The organism is Spirochaeta isovalerica, from assembly GCF_014207565.1.
Classification (GTDB): domain Bacteria; phylum Spirochaetota; class Spirochaetia; order DSM-2461; family DSM-2461; genus Spirochaeta_F; species Spirochaeta_F isovalerica.
The window spans coordinates 195,382-212,903 of sequence record NZ_JACHGJ010000002.1; the positions used below are offsets into that span (position 1 = coordinate 195,382).

7 protein-coding genes are annotated in these 17,522 nt (G+C 46.9%); 5 read left to right on the forward strand and 2 right to left on the reverse strand.

Features of this window, described 5'->3' with window-relative positions; all coding sequences use genetic code 11:
• The first annotated feature begins 227 nt into the window (after window positions 1-227).
• Entirely contained in the window at window positions 228-10,775 is a 10,548-nt protein-coding gene (locus HNR50_RS05820; protein WP_184744816.1) for an Ig-like domain-containing protein, read from the forward strand.
• Window positions 10,776-10,819: 44 nt separating this feature from the next.
• Here HNR50_RS05820 and HNR50_RS05825 read toward each other — a convergent pair whose 3' ends face one another.
• The gene (locus tag HNR50_RS05825; RefSeq protein WP_184744818.1) at window positions 10,820-12,007 is read right to left on the reverse strand and encodes a hypothetical protein; all 1,188 of its coding nucleotides are present in this window, start codon (window positions 12,005-12,007) and stop codon (window positions 10,820-10,822) included.
• Between the two features lie 175 nt (window positions 12,008-12,182).
• Between HNR50_RS05825 and HNR50_RS05830 the strand changes: the two genes are divergently transcribed.
• The 3 genes from HNR50_RS05830 to HNR50_RS05840 are packed head-to-tail and all read left to right on the forward strand — an operon-like array spanning window position 12,183 to window position 16,522.
• Window positions 12,183-13,973: an ABC transporter ATP-binding protein gene (locus tag HNR50_RS05830; protein WP_184744820.1), complete on the forward strand. Its 1,791-nt coding sequence runs from the start codon at window positions 12,183-12,185 to the stop codon at window positions 13,971-13,973.
• Complete coding sequence (locus tag HNR50_RS05835; protein WP_184744822.1) at window positions 13,966-15,765, forward strand: ABC transporter transmembrane domain-containing protein; 1,800 nt, start codon at window positions 13,966-13,968, stop codon at window positions 15,763-15,765. Before HNR50_RS05830 ends, HNR50_RS05835 begins: the two co-directional genes overlap by 8 nt.
• On the forward strand, window positions 15,752-16,522 hold the full coding sequence (locus HNR50_RS05840; protein WP_184744824.1) for an SDR family oxidoreductase: 771 nt from the start codon (window positions 15,752-15,754) through the stop codon (window positions 16,520-16,522). The genes HNR50_RS05835 and HNR50_RS05840 overlap by 14 nt, the downstream gene beginning before the upstream one ends.
• Here the strand turns inward: HNR50_RS05840 and HNR50_RS05845 are convergent.
• A complete protein-coding gene (locus tag HNR50_RS05845; RefSeq protein ID WP_184744826.1) occupies window positions 16,519-16,947 on the reverse strand; it encodes a MarR family winged helix-turn-helix transcriptional regulator in 429 nt (142 codons plus the stop codon). The genes HNR50_RS05840 and HNR50_RS05845 overlap by 4 nt on opposite strands.
• 101 nt (window positions 16,948-17,048) lie before the next feature.
• On the opposite strand from HNR50_RS05845, the gene HNR50_RS05850 reads away from it, so the two are divergent.
• Window positions 17,049-17,522, forward strand: a complete 474-nt coding sequence (locus HNR50_RS05850) for a hypothetical protein (protein ID WP_184744828.1) — start codon at window positions 17,049-17,051, stop codon at window positions 17,520-17,522.

The window sequence follows — 17,522 nt, forward strand, 5'->3', positions numbered from 1 at the left end:
TTAAACAAACTCGTATTCAGGCATATTTTGAGACTAAATCATACCTGACTATAAGAAATCCCGTCAATTTTTTGAATTCGACCTAAAAGGCGAATTCTCGACAGATTGGGCGAGAATTAATTTAAATTTAATGGAATTTGTCAAAAATTCTATGATGGCACAGAAATTGCAATATATAAGTAGAAAGTTATGTCTATTTGTTTTTTTGATATATTAGGGAGTCCAAAATGAAAGAGAGAAAAGCTATTTTCAGGTTTATCCTGGCTGCTCTTCTTATATTAGCCGGGACATTTACATCATCGTGTGAACTGTTTACACCCGGATTAGGAGATGAGATCGATCTCGAAAAACCTGTCGTGGGAATTGAAAGCCACGGAAACGGGGATTACATCGGCGGAATAACTCATATCGCCGGATTCGTTTCCGATGATGCCGGTATATCATCAGTAACTCTCTCCATTAATGATAAAGACTTTCCTGCTACATTCGCCAATGGTGAATGGAGCCTCGATTTGACAACGACCGACTATGCTGACGGCGAGTATGAAATCAGCGTCAATGCTATCGATACAGCTGAGAAAGAATCGACGGTTTCCATGCTGCTCATTATCGATAACAAGCCTCCCACTGTTATCGTCACGACTCCCTCGCTCTATATCGGGAAAAAATTTAACGACCTGATTGAAATCAAAGGTGAAGCTTCAGATAAAACCCGTGTAAAAGAAGTTTGGATTAATGTCTATAATTCCACTGGCGATTTAATTCAAAGTGAGAAAGCGACAGGGACAACAAGTTGGTTTTATACACTGAATTCGAATGTTTTAACTGATCAGGATGAACATTATATAGATGTTATAGCTGTTGACTTTAACGGTAATCAGAATAATTGGTTTTATCATATCTCCGATATTTATGCGCTTTCCAACGACATAGCCAATGTTCCCAATATCGAGAAGATCGATGGTGTGGATAATCAGGGCGAACTGATTCCTATTGGACCATCAGGTATCATATCAGCTTCCTTCGATACTATCAGACTGACTGAGAGTGGTCCTGTTCATCTGACATTGGATATCGATCAGTCTTCCAATACTCCAGTAATCACTATTGATGGAATAACTGTTCTTGGTCCCAATTCGATTTATCCCGATGGAAGCATTACCGGATCAGTTTCTGATGACGATCTTGTTATCGCTGGTACTCTTGAAATCGCAATTGATGAAGATAACGATGGGGGACCCGATAGAGATAATTGGATTCCCGTAAGTGGACCCCCTGCTGCAGATGGGAAAAGCATAGACTGGAGTCATAGTTTTGCCGGTTATGCTCAGGGAACGCATAGCTTCAGAATGAGAGTCTCAGATAGCGGTGGCACTCTTTTTGAACACACAGATCAGATCCCCATTACAGTCGACAATGGCCCCCCTTCTATACAGATCGATTCTCCAGCTGCCGGTGCTATATTCACTTCATCATTTACCATCGATGGTAGTGCTTCTGATGGCGATATCGTCAGTTCGGTGGAAATCTCCCTGGATGGAGGTTCAACATGGACAAATGCGAATACAACTCCGGCTTTACCATCAGATAGTGTTTCCTGGGATTATGATTTCACAGTTCAGGCTGATGGATCTACAGATGCTGATTATGATTATCAGATTCGCGTCACAGATGGTTCCGGTAGATTTTCTCTTATGGATAGAAGTGTTAAAGTTGATGCTACAATTCCTACTGCCCAAATTGAACTGTCTCCGGAATCTTCAACAGTCAATGGAACAAATGTACTCATTCGCGGAACTTCAAATGATAATAGAACAATTGATAAATTATACCTAAGCATTAACCCTGAAAGTGTTGCACCTCCCGCAGACATTACAACATGGCTAGATGAAGATGATGGTGTAACAGGAAAATATTCGTGGACCTATACACTGGATAGTACAACACTAATAGATGGAAATTATGATATAACTGTCGTTTCCGTTGATATTGCTGGTAATGAATCGACTCCTTTTACCAAAACGATTACTGTTGATCAGGAAAGTGACAGACCAGTAATCACTTTCAGTGATATAGATAAAAATGAAACTGTAGCAAGTAATAATGTTCTCACAGGTGCAAACTTTCTTGTTGGATTTATTTCTGAGGATGATCTTTTTGACCCTTCACTCTTCAGCGGAAACGCTATCGAGATCTCTATCGATGGAGGCGGATGGGTTCCAGTTTCAATACCACCACTTTCTAGTGGGACATATGTAAAGTGGCAACATGATATCTCTACTCTGGCAGAAGGAGAACATAATGTAAAAGTTCGAGCCAGAGATAGTCTGTTTGTTGGCACTGTGGGTGATTCAAGTACTTCTGTCGAATATATATCAAACTATAATTGGGCTATTGAAGATTCTGTTGATCAGAATGGAATACCTTTCATCCTCAATAGTGGTCCTCCAATCATTACAATAAATCCATTCTCTTCCAGTTATTTCGTGGGAACTGTTACTATAGAAGGCAATGCTGTCGATGCAAATGGAGTTTCCGATGTCGATATCAGTTTTGACAATGGTCTAACCTGGACAGAAATCCCCATAACTCCTGGAACATCGGTAAACTGGACTTATGACTTTACTGGTCCCGATGGAACATATGACTTTAAAATCAGATGTATTGAAGATTATGGGACCATTGCTCAAGAAAGTGGGTCATTCGTAGTTGATAGTGCAGCACCGAGTATAGATACAATTTCTTCTCCTACAGGATTAGAAATATATATATCAGGCTCAGCATTTAATGTTGCTGGAACGGCTTCCGACTCGGGTGATGCCGGAATTGAAAAGGTGTTTTGGTGGACAGGTGATCCATTAGATACTCCTCCTTCAACAGTTTTTCCATATACAGGGTGGAATCCAGCATTCGGTACAAATAATTGGTCAGGAGCTTTGGATCTCACTGAAATCGGTGAAGGTGACAAAACAATATTTCTCTTTGCTTTGGACTGGTCTAAGAATGTCAGTTCAGTTAGTTCTGCAGATTTTACTGTTGATCAGTCTTCACCTACCTTAACAGAAGATGTTTCAGGAATAGCCGGAACGGCAACTGTTTACAGAAATGCAGACATCAATCTGGGTGGTAATATCAGTGACGGTACTGGTATAGCTTCTCTTGTTGTTTCATATAGCAAAAACGGTGGGGTACTCACAAACCTCACAAGTAATATAGCTGCGGGACGTTGGGACGCCTCTCTTCCGGTCAGTTTAGGTGACGGTGGATATGAACTCCAGATTGTCGCCACAGATAATGTGGGAAGAACCACAACCTTAAATCGCAATATCGTTATCGATACAAGCTCTCCCGATTTAACTGTAGAAAGCCCGGTGAACACTGAGCTGGTAGACAGTAACAGTTATACAATTAGTGGAAAAATCTCTGATAATGGTGGAGTTGGAGTTACAGAATTACAGTACAGCAGAGATAATACGAACTGGTCGGATATTACCATAGCCGGTCTCAGCTGGTTTGTCGCTGGTGTAGACTTCAGTTCACCTATCGGCGCAGAAACATCTCAGGGGGCCAGAACCCTTTATATCAGAGCGACAGACGGATTAAACCCTGAAGTCATAGAAACGATCACTTTCAATTACGATACGGAAAATCCCGTTCTGACCGAGATTCTGGTTAATACTGATACGGAGCAGATTATCAACAGCCCAGTCGTCTTTGAAGGCCGGGCTTATGATTCCAATGCGCTGACAAGCCTGGAACTGATCATCAATAACGGCGTCCCCGCCGATATCACAATCGACGTCGACGGTCCGGATGATACTCTCGGCAACGGCGACGATAATTATTGGACCTACACTCATCCCGACACAACGGACGGCGTTTTCGCTATCGTCTTCCGGGCGACCGATGCAGCTGGCAGAACCACTACGATCCATCGGAACCTGCTGCTCGACAGAACAGCTCCAAACGTTCCTGTTATCACATCTTCTCCCGGCAGCTATGTCACCAGCAACCTGAGCGTGACCGGAACGGCTTCCGACGGAACAAGCGGCATTAACACCGTTCAGTACTCCATCGACGGCGAAGCGACCTGGAATGCATTGAGCGGAACAGATAACTGGTTCGGATCCATCGATGTCGCCGCGGAGGCCGCTGGGGATCATACGGTTTATATCAGAAGCCTGGACAGAGCCGGCAATATCAGCGCCAGCGCCTCCCAGTCTTATACGATCGACAGGGATAATCCTGTTCTTACAGTGAGCGGCTTTGCCGGAAACGAATATAGAAATACAACATTTACCATTGATGGTACCATGAGTGACAGAGATCTGGGCCTGACGCCGATTTCCCTGATCGCTACGCTTGACGGTGCCCCCATCGATTTAACGGGATATCCTCTGAATCAGAGTACAGTCAACGGCACATGGAGCCGGGACATTCCGGTCAATCCCGGAGATAACGGGACTTGCCAGATCACTATAATCGCCACCGATGCGGTGGGCCGGTCCGTTTCCGAGATTATCAATGTGGGAATAGATACGACCGATCCCGCCCTAGCCGTCACAACCGATTTTACCGGGTGGTTCGGCAGCAATACGGTTCTTGTCGAGGGAACAGCCTCGGACGGCGGCAGTCAGCTGAAAGTCGTTCAATACTCCTTTGACGATGTCAACTGGAACAACCTGTCCGTAACCTCACCCTGGAGTGGATATATTTCCATACCCAACGGTACAGCGAACCCCCTTTATATCCGTTCAGTCGATAATGTGGGAAACGAAAGCACACATGAAAGTTTTAGTGTTAATGTTGATACGGCCAGCCCTGTTACATCTATGGTTTCTCCCTTAACGGTTGTTAAACTGAACGGCTCTATCGATCTGAATATTCAGATCCTCGCTCAGGATATCGGTCAATCCGGTGTCGTAAGCGCTAAAGTCAAAGTCAACAGCACCGACTTTACAACGCCCGACGCCTCCAGAATACTCACTCCCGCAACAGCGGAGTTCAACAATACCTGGACTTTGACTCTTCCCGCCGCCGCTATTCCGGGAACGGAAGGGCAGATAGATATTAATGTGCAGTTTACCGATAATGCCGGTAACGAAAAAATACAGAGCTTCCCTGTTCTGGTGGATAGAACGGCTCCTTCGGTACCGGTTATTTCCAGCCATAACGACGGAGCATATGTCAATAAAACCATCACCCTGTCCGGTTCGGCATCGGATACGCAGGGGCTCCAGTCGGTTCTTCTTGAAATCTACAATAATGCAACGGCCGGATGGGAAGTTCTGACCACTAGCGGAACATATTCCTGGAACGCCGATATAGATACGGTAAGCTATGATACTGCAGACTATGACAGAGACGGCGGAACGGCGGGAACTCAGATCCGCCTGCGCGTGACTGCCACGGATACCGCCGGCAATACGGCTTCTTCAATCAGGGATCTGATTATCGATCAGAATACGGACCGCCCTGTCGTTTCTCTGAACAATCTGCAGACGACGGGAACCGACACGCTCAAACTGAGCCAGACGGTTTTCGGCTCTCTTCTCGATGACGACGGAATCGTCTCGTTTGAGATCAGTGAGGATAATTCGAACTGGACATCGGTCACCCTGAGTGGAAGCTCCTGGCAGTACGATGTCTCAGCGGTAAACGGAACCAAGAACCTGTACTTCCGGATCGAAGACGGCGATGGGACTCTGTTCGTGACCAATGCCGCGGATGAACCGAGAGTCATTGGAAAATCCGGCGGAGAAATTGCTGATATCCTGATTTTCAGGCTCGATACGGTTACGCCGGAAATCAATTCGTCTATCGTCGCCGACAGGGCCGCTCCCTTTGATTTCGTGGCGGATACCGCAACTATAACGACCAATATGCCTTTCGGTGGGTCTTCCAGTCATTTCGCACTGAAAGTCCTGGCGAGGGATGCCAATACTATCAGCTCAGTTGTTATCGATATCCCGGGACTGGGCACAGTTCCGACGTTTAAAGGTGCTGACGAAGCTGGATATGAGACATATTCGACGGCTGAGCAGGATATATCCGCTCTCGGCGACGGAAGCATCGACCTCGTCATCACCGTAACCGATGATTCCGGGCTGACATCAACGGCCACAAGAACGATTCTCATTGACAATACGGCTCCCGATTTGACATACCTGAGCCCCCGTTCTTCCCTCGATGTCGTCAATGGCGATATCCCCGTCAGAGGACTGGCCAGCGATGCCGGTTCAGCTCTAGCAAAAGTCGAGTATAAAGTCGGCTATAATTACGCAGGTGAAAGCTGGCAGGATGTGTCCGGTTCTCTCTTCAACTGGGAGATCGACTTCAGCGGTATCAACAAGATTGATTATTATGCCGGACTGGAAGTGGAAAACGTCGATACGAACGGTACTATTACGCTTACCTCTCATGGTTTGGCTAACGATACGGCAGTATGGGTCGGTGGAACAACTCTTCCCACTGGTCTTTCCGGATCCAGTACTTATTATGTCGTCAATGCGACAGCCGATACGCTGCAGATCGCGTCATCAGCAGGAGGGGGAGCTCTGACCTTCGCTTCCGTTGGAACGGAAGTGAGAATCAGCCGCTATTCCAAAGATGCAAACGAAGACTCCATATGGGAACTTCCCGTTGTCGTCAGAGCCACCGATACGGCCGGCAATGCTTCGGTCGTTTCCGACAGCGCATACGTCGTGCTTGTCGATCCCTCGGGAGACAAGCCCCATCCCGTAGTCGTCTACCCCGATCCCGATAATGTAAACCGCGTTATGGGAGGAATCATCAGAATCTTCGGAACGGCCGAAGACGATGACGGCGTCGATTCTGTCTATATCCAGATCGATGTTGACGGCGATAATGATTACGATGCTGCGGATATCGATACCGAAGGTTTTGACTGGTATAACAGCGGTGAAGGTATTGCCGTAACAGGCGCCGCCAGCTGGAACATCAATATCAATACTTCAGGAGAGTTCAACCCTTCGGGTGCCGGAACGAATCCCATCAATTTCAGAGTGCGGGCAAAAGATATTTACGGAACCTTCGGACCCTGGTCTGATTCCCATCATATCGACGTGGATAACAGCGTTCCCAAAATCGGCTCGACCGAAGCTCCGACTCTCACCCAAGGCGCGACTGTCCAGAGCTATATCTCCGATATGTACATCAAGGGGAACTGGGTTCTCGAAGGCACGATCGAGGACGAGAGCGATATCTCGGATATACAGATAACCGGCGATATTGTAGGATCTCTCGCGGGAAATCCCGGCTGGTTTACCGATTACATAGGTTCCGGCACCGACGGATACAGAATGCAGATCCCGATCAATACATCGGGAACCGGACAGTACGTTTTCACAGTTACCGCGGTCGATAACAGCGACCCGAAAACTAATAACTCGGCTACTTTCCGGATCAATTATGACAATACGGCTCCGACTCTCGAAGCCTATGACGGGCTTCTCCCTGTGGAGCAGAGCAATAAGACATATCATCTCACTTCCGCTGTCAATGAAGCGGGAAGCGGTTTGGAAAGAGTCGCCTTCTTCTTTCTGAGACAGGGAACGACAGATGCCGAAGACAGGCTTTACAATCCTCAGGAAGCCAAAGCCGGCGATGCCAACAGAACTTATCTCAACCAGGTATACGGCAGCGGAAGCACTATCGCCTTTGTAGACGGACTGCCCCGGCTTTCACTCTCGAGCGTGACGAGATCCGATGAGTACACTCTTCAGCACAACGATATCATCGGCAACACAAATGTGAGAAAAGGCGGTCTGGTCAGGATCGGAGGACTGGACAGGCTGATTACGTCAGTCAATCTCGGAACAGGCGAGATTACATGGTCCGGTGCTGTTTCCATATCAGTTACCGACGCGGCGGTAGCATACGCGCTTATCGTCGATCACGATATACCCGAGACTCCGGTCTGGAACCCCGACAATACACTGGCCAGCATTACGAACGATGACGGCGATGGTCTTATCGAGGAACTGAGCAAGACTGGAACGGAATACGTCTGGGACGCCTATATCGATTCTAAGGAAATTCCCGACGGACCGATTGAGATCCACTGGGTCGCGTTCGATAAATCGGGCAATTTTACGGCTGATTTCGTTTCCACCCAGGTATTGAACCACAGGCCTATGCTGGCCAGCGTTCTTCTTGGAACGGACCTGAACGGAATAAACGGCGTTGAAGAAAGCGAAAAAGTTCCGGCATACAGTCTTCTGGACGGTCTGGGCAATAACCAGGCTGTGGCGACTAGTGCCAGTGGAAGCGGAGACGCTTCTCCCTTTACGGCCAAAGGCGACACAACGATCGAAATAGAAGTTATCGGTGGTAACGGCGCGCTCCAGTACGAATTCTTTGAAGGCGCTGGCGTTACCAATATCCATGGATCTCTTCAAACGCTGAGAGCCGATGAAATTTCCGCTGTACAGCCCATCACCGTTTCCACTGCCGATTTCACATCGGCCGAAATAGGAGAAGGGGACAAAAACCTCGTATTCAGGATCTGGGACAGCACGGAGGAAACGACGATCGGCTTGGACAGCCAGTGGGCGCAGCTCACGGTTCCGATGATCGTTGATGTTATCGACGGCGTCGCTCCGAAGGCAGTTATATCGCCATTTTTCTGGACAAGCGAATCAGATAACAGTCTTTACGGCAACAGCAAGACATACGGGCATATAGAGCTCTCCGGAGTCATAGACGGAACGGATCCGGATGTTTCGGGAATCGTCAGCATTCGGGGTACATCTTATGACGATCAGAAATTGACGGATATCTACGGAAGGATCGATTCATTTGTCATGACCAATGGCAGCACGGCTGATTATCCTACCGGTCCGGCAAGTGCTGATGAAACCTATACGCTCCTTTCCTCTTATTCCGGCGGAGCATGGTCATCCATCGATAAATTGGCAACCGAAGGATGGAAATTTTCTGCTGCTGATGTAAGTCTTGACCAGAGCGGTCATAGAATTGAATGGCAGCTCGATTGGGATTCTTCAAAAATCACCAATATCGCAGAACTGAACAGAGCTGTAAAAATCGTCACAGTCGATAAGGGGAATAATCCGAGCGGTTATACGGTCGTCAATGATGCCAGCGATACGATTAACAACATTCCCAATTACACAGTCGATGTCGTACCGTATATAACGGGCATTTCGACTTCGCTCGATGCGGTTTATCCGGCTAATCCTTCGGCATTTAACAGATCGGCTCTCGGATATTATCCGGTAAGGGAAAATGAAGTGATTACTGTCCGCGGTTTCAATCTGCAGAATGCGGGCAATGCCGTCTCCATAAACGGCGTGTCCAAAACTCCGGTATCCGGCACAGCTTCATCTCTTGACATCAATGTCGGCACCGATACAGCCTCGGGCGCCATTGCCGTTGTGACAAACAGCATATCAAGCCAGAACAACAGCAACGACAACAGCCAGGTCAGCAATAAAGAAGATAACAACCTGAACAACTCGACTCTGAACGATGACAGATATCTCTATATCTGGAGTTTTGGTGCACTGGTCAATAGCAACAGCATTGCAGATCCCATTATGAGGATGGATGACAGTAGTAATTATTACATGTCATATGGTGCTAACGCCAATAGGTTCTATTTAAATAAAAACGGCACGGCACAGCAGTATGATCAGACGTATAATCAGTTCAACAATACAATGGTTGCGTTTGATGCTAACGGCAATATATACGGAAGCACATCCAACACCGATAGAATCGGCGATTCAGTAAACGGAGCTACCAGCTATACATTTTATGCCAAATCTCCGGGAAGTCGTGCAACGGGTAATACTGCCGGTTATTATAATGGGACGAACAAGCGGAGACTGGAACTGGCCTACAACAGCCAGACAGGCGTATATAATATTAACAGGGTCGAGTATCCTAAGATGGAGATCAAGGGAAGTGGAACCGACGCGGATCCCGCCAGAGTATACATGACTTACTTTGACAGTAACTCAGTGAACAACGAGTTGAAATTCCGATACGGAACTGTAGGTACCAATGCTGACAACATATCCGGAGGTATAAGCAACAACCTCAACAGCACTAATCCCGGATCGGCAACGGGATATCAGATCGTAGCTGACAGAAACTCGACTTATCCCGGCGGTAATTACTCCGACGCGGACGCCCTGTCCGACGGTACGGCTGTCATGACCTGGTATGATGCGGTGAACCGCCAGCTGATATTCTCCTATAACACAAATCCCGCCGGAGCGACACAGGCCCAGTGGCAGACCAATGCTGTCGTACTGGACACGAATTTCGCGGGATGGTATGTCGATATGACTGTAGATGATGGCGACGGAATTCACATTGCCTATTACAGCAGCGGCTCGGGAGATCTGAAGTACGCTTACCTCAGCGCTTACAATGCCTCTCCGACAGTGGTGACAGTTGATTCCTACTTGTCTACGGGTACGCAAATTACCATAAATACCAGACTCGAAGGCGGCAACTACGTTCCTTATATTTCTTACTTTCAGCCATCTTTCGTTTCGACCACGAGTTCTGTCAAAGTCGCGTGGAGAGAAGACTTCGCCAGCCTGACTGATGGTGCGGTTATGGATGACTATTCGGGATCCTGGGAGGTCATGACGATTCCATCGGGCAATGTGCCGGTAGACGGCATGGTCTGCAATGGAGTTCCGACCGGAGGCGCTTACGCAGATCAGGTCTTTATCAGCTACTATACTGATGCTTATTATGAAAGAACTTATTTAAAATGATATCATATGGCCTGCCCTTGTCGATCAAGGGCAGGCCATATCGTTTATTGAATGAGAAGATACTCTCTCAATTCTTCGATCAATTGTGAATTTAAATCGGATAAAGGATTAAGCAGAGCCATGCTGGCTGCTCCCCAAAGCCGCACATTGGAAGCCTGTCTGTCCAATGCTTCCGACGTAGAGGACGCTGGAGCCAGACCGGAATAGGCAGAAAGCCCTGCCAGGATATCATTTTCCAGCAAATCGGGAAGAATGGTCGTGATAGACCTTTTGAAAAGACTTTTCGAGCTCAATGCCATGGAATAGCCCGGCATCAGCAGAGCCGAAGCCCGGTCATCTTTCGAAAGAAAGGGAAAAGGTGATTCCGATAAATCGTTCAACAAGCTGTCCGGAAGTGTTCTGTGTGTTGACAGTCGCATGATACAGGCGCTGCTCAAATCATTCTCCAGAAAGAAAAGGACATCATCAAATGTGAAATGCAGCCAGTCCCTGCTGACTATGCCGTTGTTTTTCCAATTTGTCAGAACATTCAGGATATTTCTGAATGTAATCCCCTCTCTCAGTTCCAGATTCAGAAGCTCCTCCAGATCCGAACTTTTATCGAATCGTGACCGAAGCGATTCCAGGCCATCAGGACCGGCAATGCTTAGCGTCAGCACAGAGATGATATCCATCAGATCCCGGTCTTCGGCACCCGAAAGCAAAAGTGGATAACGATCCTTTCCCGCAAGAGAAGTTAGCTGGGTATTAAGGTTATCAAAACTGTATATGATACTCGTTTCCGGATCACCTTTGATATCGCTTCTTTTATAGGCCAGCTCGATATGGTCGAATTGGAGGGGGAGAACCAGATTGGCACCTTTATACTCAGTCAGCAATCTGGTCGAACGGGGATATCTTTCAATAAGAGCTGCATCTACAGGGAAAAGCAGATTATCCCATGATTCTGTCAGAGTAAAGTTTTCCGTGATAAGTATGTCACAAGGATCTTTTTTGAACTGCTCTTCCAGGTTGCTTTTTCCGTCATATTCGATGATAAAAAACTCTTTGCCGAGACCTGTCTCGGCGGAGCTCATAAGCTCAATCAGACGCGAGTACTGTTCCGGATTGGTCCTGTAAAATCCGATATGGGGATTTTTGCCTACAGTCGTGAATCGGATAATATAGGCAGCAAGAATAAGAATCAGAAACAGAGCAATAAGAACCGGAAAAAGAATCTTGTTTTTAAACATTACATTTCCTCAAGTAAGATAAGTGAATTATACATTTGACCAGAAAAATAATCAAAGTTTTGGTTTTTTCCCCGATCAAACAGAGATTTCTTTTTTAACCATTCTCTCCCTTGCAAACAAAATTTGGTTTCCCTATTATTTAGTTCTATATTCTGAAAGGGGGGAGGTTCATCAAATGCGTACTTTCACCAATATCCCGTCCTCTTCAGGCAGCGGTCTGTGGTTTCTGCTTAAAGGGTTCAGGGTTAAATTCTTTTCGGCTCTACTTTTTCAGGCCGGCGAAGTCGCCGCCGGTACAGCCGGATATTTTGTTCTCCGTTTTTATGTCGATGACATCATCAATACGGGAGACTGGCGCTTTCCGCTTATTTATTTCTCTCTCTTTTACATAGGGTTCGCTCTCTTCAGGGGGGTGTTCTCTTTCCTGACGGCACGGGGTGTCGGCGGAACCGCCGAGGGAATCGCCCGGGATTTGAGGAACTCAATTTTTGATCACATACAGAAGCTCTCCTTTTCCTATCACGATAAAACCAGAACGGGGGAACTGATACAGAAATCCACATCCGATGTGGACACGATCCGGCGATTCTATAATGAGATGATTTCGGGGCTTTCCCGGATTCTTTTTATGTTTATCATCAACCTTGTTTCGATTTTTTATCTCAACACGAAACTGGCGCTTCTTTCCATAATCGTTATTCCGCTTCTGGTTGCCATGTCTGTCTTTTTCTTCAACCGCATACACAATTCCTACGAGTCTTATCAGGATCAGGACGGGAAAGTCTCATCGGCCGTTCAGGAAAATCTGACCGGTGTCCGCGTCGTCCGCGCTTTTGCCCGGCAGAATTTTGAAATGGAAAAGTTTGATGAGGAAAACCGGGAGAAATTCAAACGGGGAAAACGTTTTCTGATCAATCACGCCATGTACTGGCCTTCTTCTCATATCGTCTGTGCCGCCCAGCAGGTTTTCGGCATTATCATGGCGGCTTTTATGGTAATCGACGGGACACTTTCCATAGGTGATATGGTCGCCTATATCGGATTTCTGAACACCATTATCTGGCCGATTCAGCAGATGGGACGTATTGTCGCCCAGTTATCAACTGCTTCTGTTTCTTATGGAAGGGTGGCCTCCATTCTTCTTAATGATCAGGAGGAGCTGACTTTGGGCAAGGCCGATGCTCCTTTAAAAGGACATATCGAATACAGGAATCTCTCCTTCAGTTACGATAACTCAGGGAAGGTTCTGAAAAATATCGATATTGTCTGCGAGCCGGGGCATTCCGTGGCTCTGCTGGGAGAAACCGGATCGGGAAAAACGTCTCTGGTTAATCTGCTTCCGGGCTTCTACAAAAAGGACAGCGGTGAACTGCTTATCGACGGCCATCCCATAGAAGAGTATTCCCGTCACTTTCTTCGGCGGAACATCGGAATCGTGGAACAGGAGCCTTTTCTTTTCTCCACAACAATCCGGGAGAATATTTCTTACGGAGTGGACCGGGACGTCAGCGAAGAGGAAATCCATGAAGCGGCTAAAGCGGCTGCCATCCACAAGAGCATTCTCTCCTTTCCTGAAAAATACGATACCATCGTAGGGGAAAAGGGGGTGACCCTTTCCGGCGGCCAGAAACAGAGAATCGCCATCGCGCGAACCATTCTCAAAAATCCCCGCATCCTCATTCTCGACGACTCGACTTCGGCTGTTGATGCGGAGACGGAAGACAATATCCGCGATGCATTGAATTCTCTGATGAAGGGGCGGACCACATTTATCATCGCTCACAGGGTTCAGAGTCTGATCGATGCCGACCAGATCCTTGTGTTTAAGGAAGGGCGGATCATTCAGAGAGGTGTGCACCAGTCCCTTATTGATGTTCCGGGATTCTATAAACATGTATTCGAGCTTCAGAACAAGATCGAAGCGGAACTGGAAGCGGAGCTGGAACAGGAGGTCATCAGTGGCTGAGTCACATTTTAAAGAAGAAAGCTTCAGCAATAAGCTGTCATTCAAAACGGCTGCGAGAATTGTCAGACAGGCGACTCCGCACTGGCCGCTGCTTATAGGTTTTATTCTCTTTATAATGGTTACGGCTTTTATAGAAGCCTTTAACACTTACATTGTAAAGAATGCCATCGACCTGGCCGTCATCCCCGGCGACGGTCCGATGCTGCTGCGGTTTATGATGATCTACGGAAGCCTCCATATCGTTCTGGCGGGAACTGTCTTCGGTTTTATCTACTGCGCGGGGAGATTGGGTGAGCAGATTCAGTACGATTTGAGGAAAAAGCTCTTCAATCACCTTCAGGATCTGTCTTTTTCCTATTTTGACAAGACTCCCGTCGGCTGGATTATCTCCCGCTGTACTTCTGACATTCAGAGAGTCTCCGATCTGGTTACCTGGAACCTTCTGGACCTGGTCTGGGCTATCACCAATATCATTTCGGCCATGGTTTTCATGTTTCTCATCAACTGGAAGCTGGCTTTGATTGTTGTCGTGGCCATGCCGATCCTTATCTCCATAGCTCTGCGTTTCCAGAAATACATTATTGGAGAGTTCCGTAAGGTCAGGTCCATCAACTCAAAAATAACCGGGGCCTATAATGAAAACATTACAGGGGTTAAAATCATAAAGGCTCTTGTCCGGGAAAAGAAGAATCTATCACTCTTCGGGCAACTGACCGATAACATGTATAACGCTTCCTACAGAGCGGTCTGGCTGTCAGCTATATTTCTTCCCATTGTCCAGCTACTTACGGCTGTGGCTTTCGGCGCTGTTCTGTGGTTCGGGGGCTTTCAGTTCAAGCTCGGGCTTTTCACAATCGGAGGGATTCAGGCCTTTATCAGTTACATCACTTTTATGATGTGGCCGGTTCAGGATCTTGCCAGAGTATACGGAGAGATGCAGCAGGCTGTCGCCAGCGCAGAGAGGGTTTTTTCCCTGATAGATACGGAACCGGATATTCAGGACACTCCCGATTCCTATGATGTCGAGTCTGTAAAAGGTGAAATCGAGTTCAGGAATGTAGATTTTTACTACGAAGAGAATAATCCTGTTCTCAGTGATTTTTCCCTTACAGTCAAACCGGGTGAGACTATCGCTCTGGTAGGTCCGACAGGCGGAGGGAAATCGACAATCGTCAACCTGATCTGCCGGTTTTATGAACCGAAAAAAGGCCGGATCCTCATGGGTGGCCGCGATTACAGATCATTTACACAGCAGTCTCTTCAGTCAAAGCTGGGGGTCGTACTCCAGACTCCTCATCTCTTCTCCGGAACCATTATGGATAATATCCGGTATGGCAGGCTTGAAGCCTCTGATGAAGAAGTCATAGAGGCCGCGAAACTGGCTCATGCCCATGATTTTATCGCCGAGCTGGATAAACAGTATTATGAGGATGTCGGAGAGGAGGGAACCCTTCTTTCGGTCGGACAGAAGCAGCTTATCTCTCTGGCCCGAGCCATTCTCGCCAAGCCGGAGATTATTATAATGGATGAAGCCACCAGTTCAATCGATACGCTGACGGAAGAGCTTATCCAGAAAGGCATGGACACATTGCTCGATGGATCGACGGGGTTTGTCATCGCCCACAGGCTCTCAACTATCCGCAACGCCGACCGCATTCTGGTTATTGAAAGCGGGAAGATTAAAGAGATGGGCAGCCATAGGGAACTGCTGGCTAAGCGCGGTCATTATTTCGATCTGTATACGCGACAGTTCCGCAGGGAAAGACAGAGGGACCTCCATGTCTTCAGCTGAAAAGAATAAGCGGCCTCTGGCACTTATCACCGGTGCCGGCCGCTCTATCGGAATAGGAGCGGCAATCGCCCGAACTCTTGCCGCAGATGGGTGGGATCTCGCTTTGAGCTACTGGACTCCTTACGATAAATCCATGCCCTGGGGAATCCGATCCGGAGAAACAGAAGCGCTGCGCGACGAACTGGTTTCTTCAGGTGCTAATGCATCTCTCTATCCGGCTGATTTGAGCGATCCCGCTCAGCCTGAGCAACTGTTTGAAACCATTGAAGCGGAACAGGGGGCAGTTCAGGCCATGATTCTCTCCCATTGTTATTCTGTTGACAGCGATATATTTTCAACTACTGTGGAGAGTTTTGACAGACATTTTGCTGTAAATGCCAGAGCCTCGTGGCTGCTGGTTCGGGAATTCGGTATGCGCTATAAAGATCAGTCCGGAAAGGGACGGATTATAGGATTAACAAGTGACCATACAGCGGGAAACCTCCCTTACGGTGCCAGTAAAGGGGCTCTTGATCGTATTGTACTGGCTTCGGCGGTGGAATTCAGGGATAAGGGCATAACCGCCAATGTTATCAATCCCGGAGCAACCGACACCGGGTGGATGGATGAAGACCTGAAAAAAACGATCGGGAGTATTACCTTGTCCAATCGCCTGGGAACTCCCCGGGATTGTGCCAATCTTGTCCGGTTTCTCTGTTCGGAAAACGGACAGTGGGTAAATGGTCAGCTTCTCTATAGCAACGGTGGAATTGCTTAGTCGAGAATGGTAATCATCTTTTTCAGGATTTCTGTTTCTTTCTTGTTAACTTTTAATTTGCTGTCTTGAACATGAGAATCTGTTTGATCCAGGATCTGCTTATAAAGATCTTCTCCCGATTCGGTCAGATAGACTCTTACCTTTCTGCGGTCATCAGTCTGGCGTTCACATTTAACAAAACCCTTATTCACCAGAGAATCTATCAGAATGGATAAATTGCCTTTCGTGACATTGAGGATTTCCCATAATTCCTTCATGACAGATCCGTTGAAAAGACCTGTAATCAGTATGGTTTTTATTTGTGTTTTGTTCAGCTTATGCTCTTTCTGTAATTCGGGAAGTTCGGGATATACAAGCTTATCTATTCGCGGAAGCAATTGTACATATAATTTAAGTTGTTCTACTATCGTGTCTGTTTGCATCATATATTAGTTGTATGATATTTTTCCACCACCGTAAAGTATTATAACTTTAGTTGAATAGACATTCTCAATTAATCGCAATAATCTGAACCAGGAGTTTAGATATGAGTATATCAGGTTTTATTCAAACAGAGTATTTTGTAAACGATTATCAGAAACCGCTGATCAGCGGTCAGGCTTTATACCAGAATTCCTATTTCGAGAACTTTGATGAAGTGGATTATTCATTTCTCAAAAATGAGGAAACAGGGAGCGTCTATCTTTATGTCGTGAATGACCTTTACGAGTCGGTCATCCTTGTTCCAGAAGCTGTCATTGCCGCACTTATAACAAAACAGGAAAAAAAGACGGTTACATTTACAACATCTGTGGACTGGCTTTTCGGAGGAACATGGCACAAATCATCTGTGTTAAGCGTTTCTATTGAAAAAAGGGATATCGGGGGCCAGCCGTATCTTGTCGTCGGTTCTGAAGCTGTAGCGAGTGAAGAGGACAGTGAATGTCTCTACCAATTGTACGATATTTATTTTGATCTGACTGAAACCGGAAGAATTATCTCCCGGTTCCAGGGAGTGTGA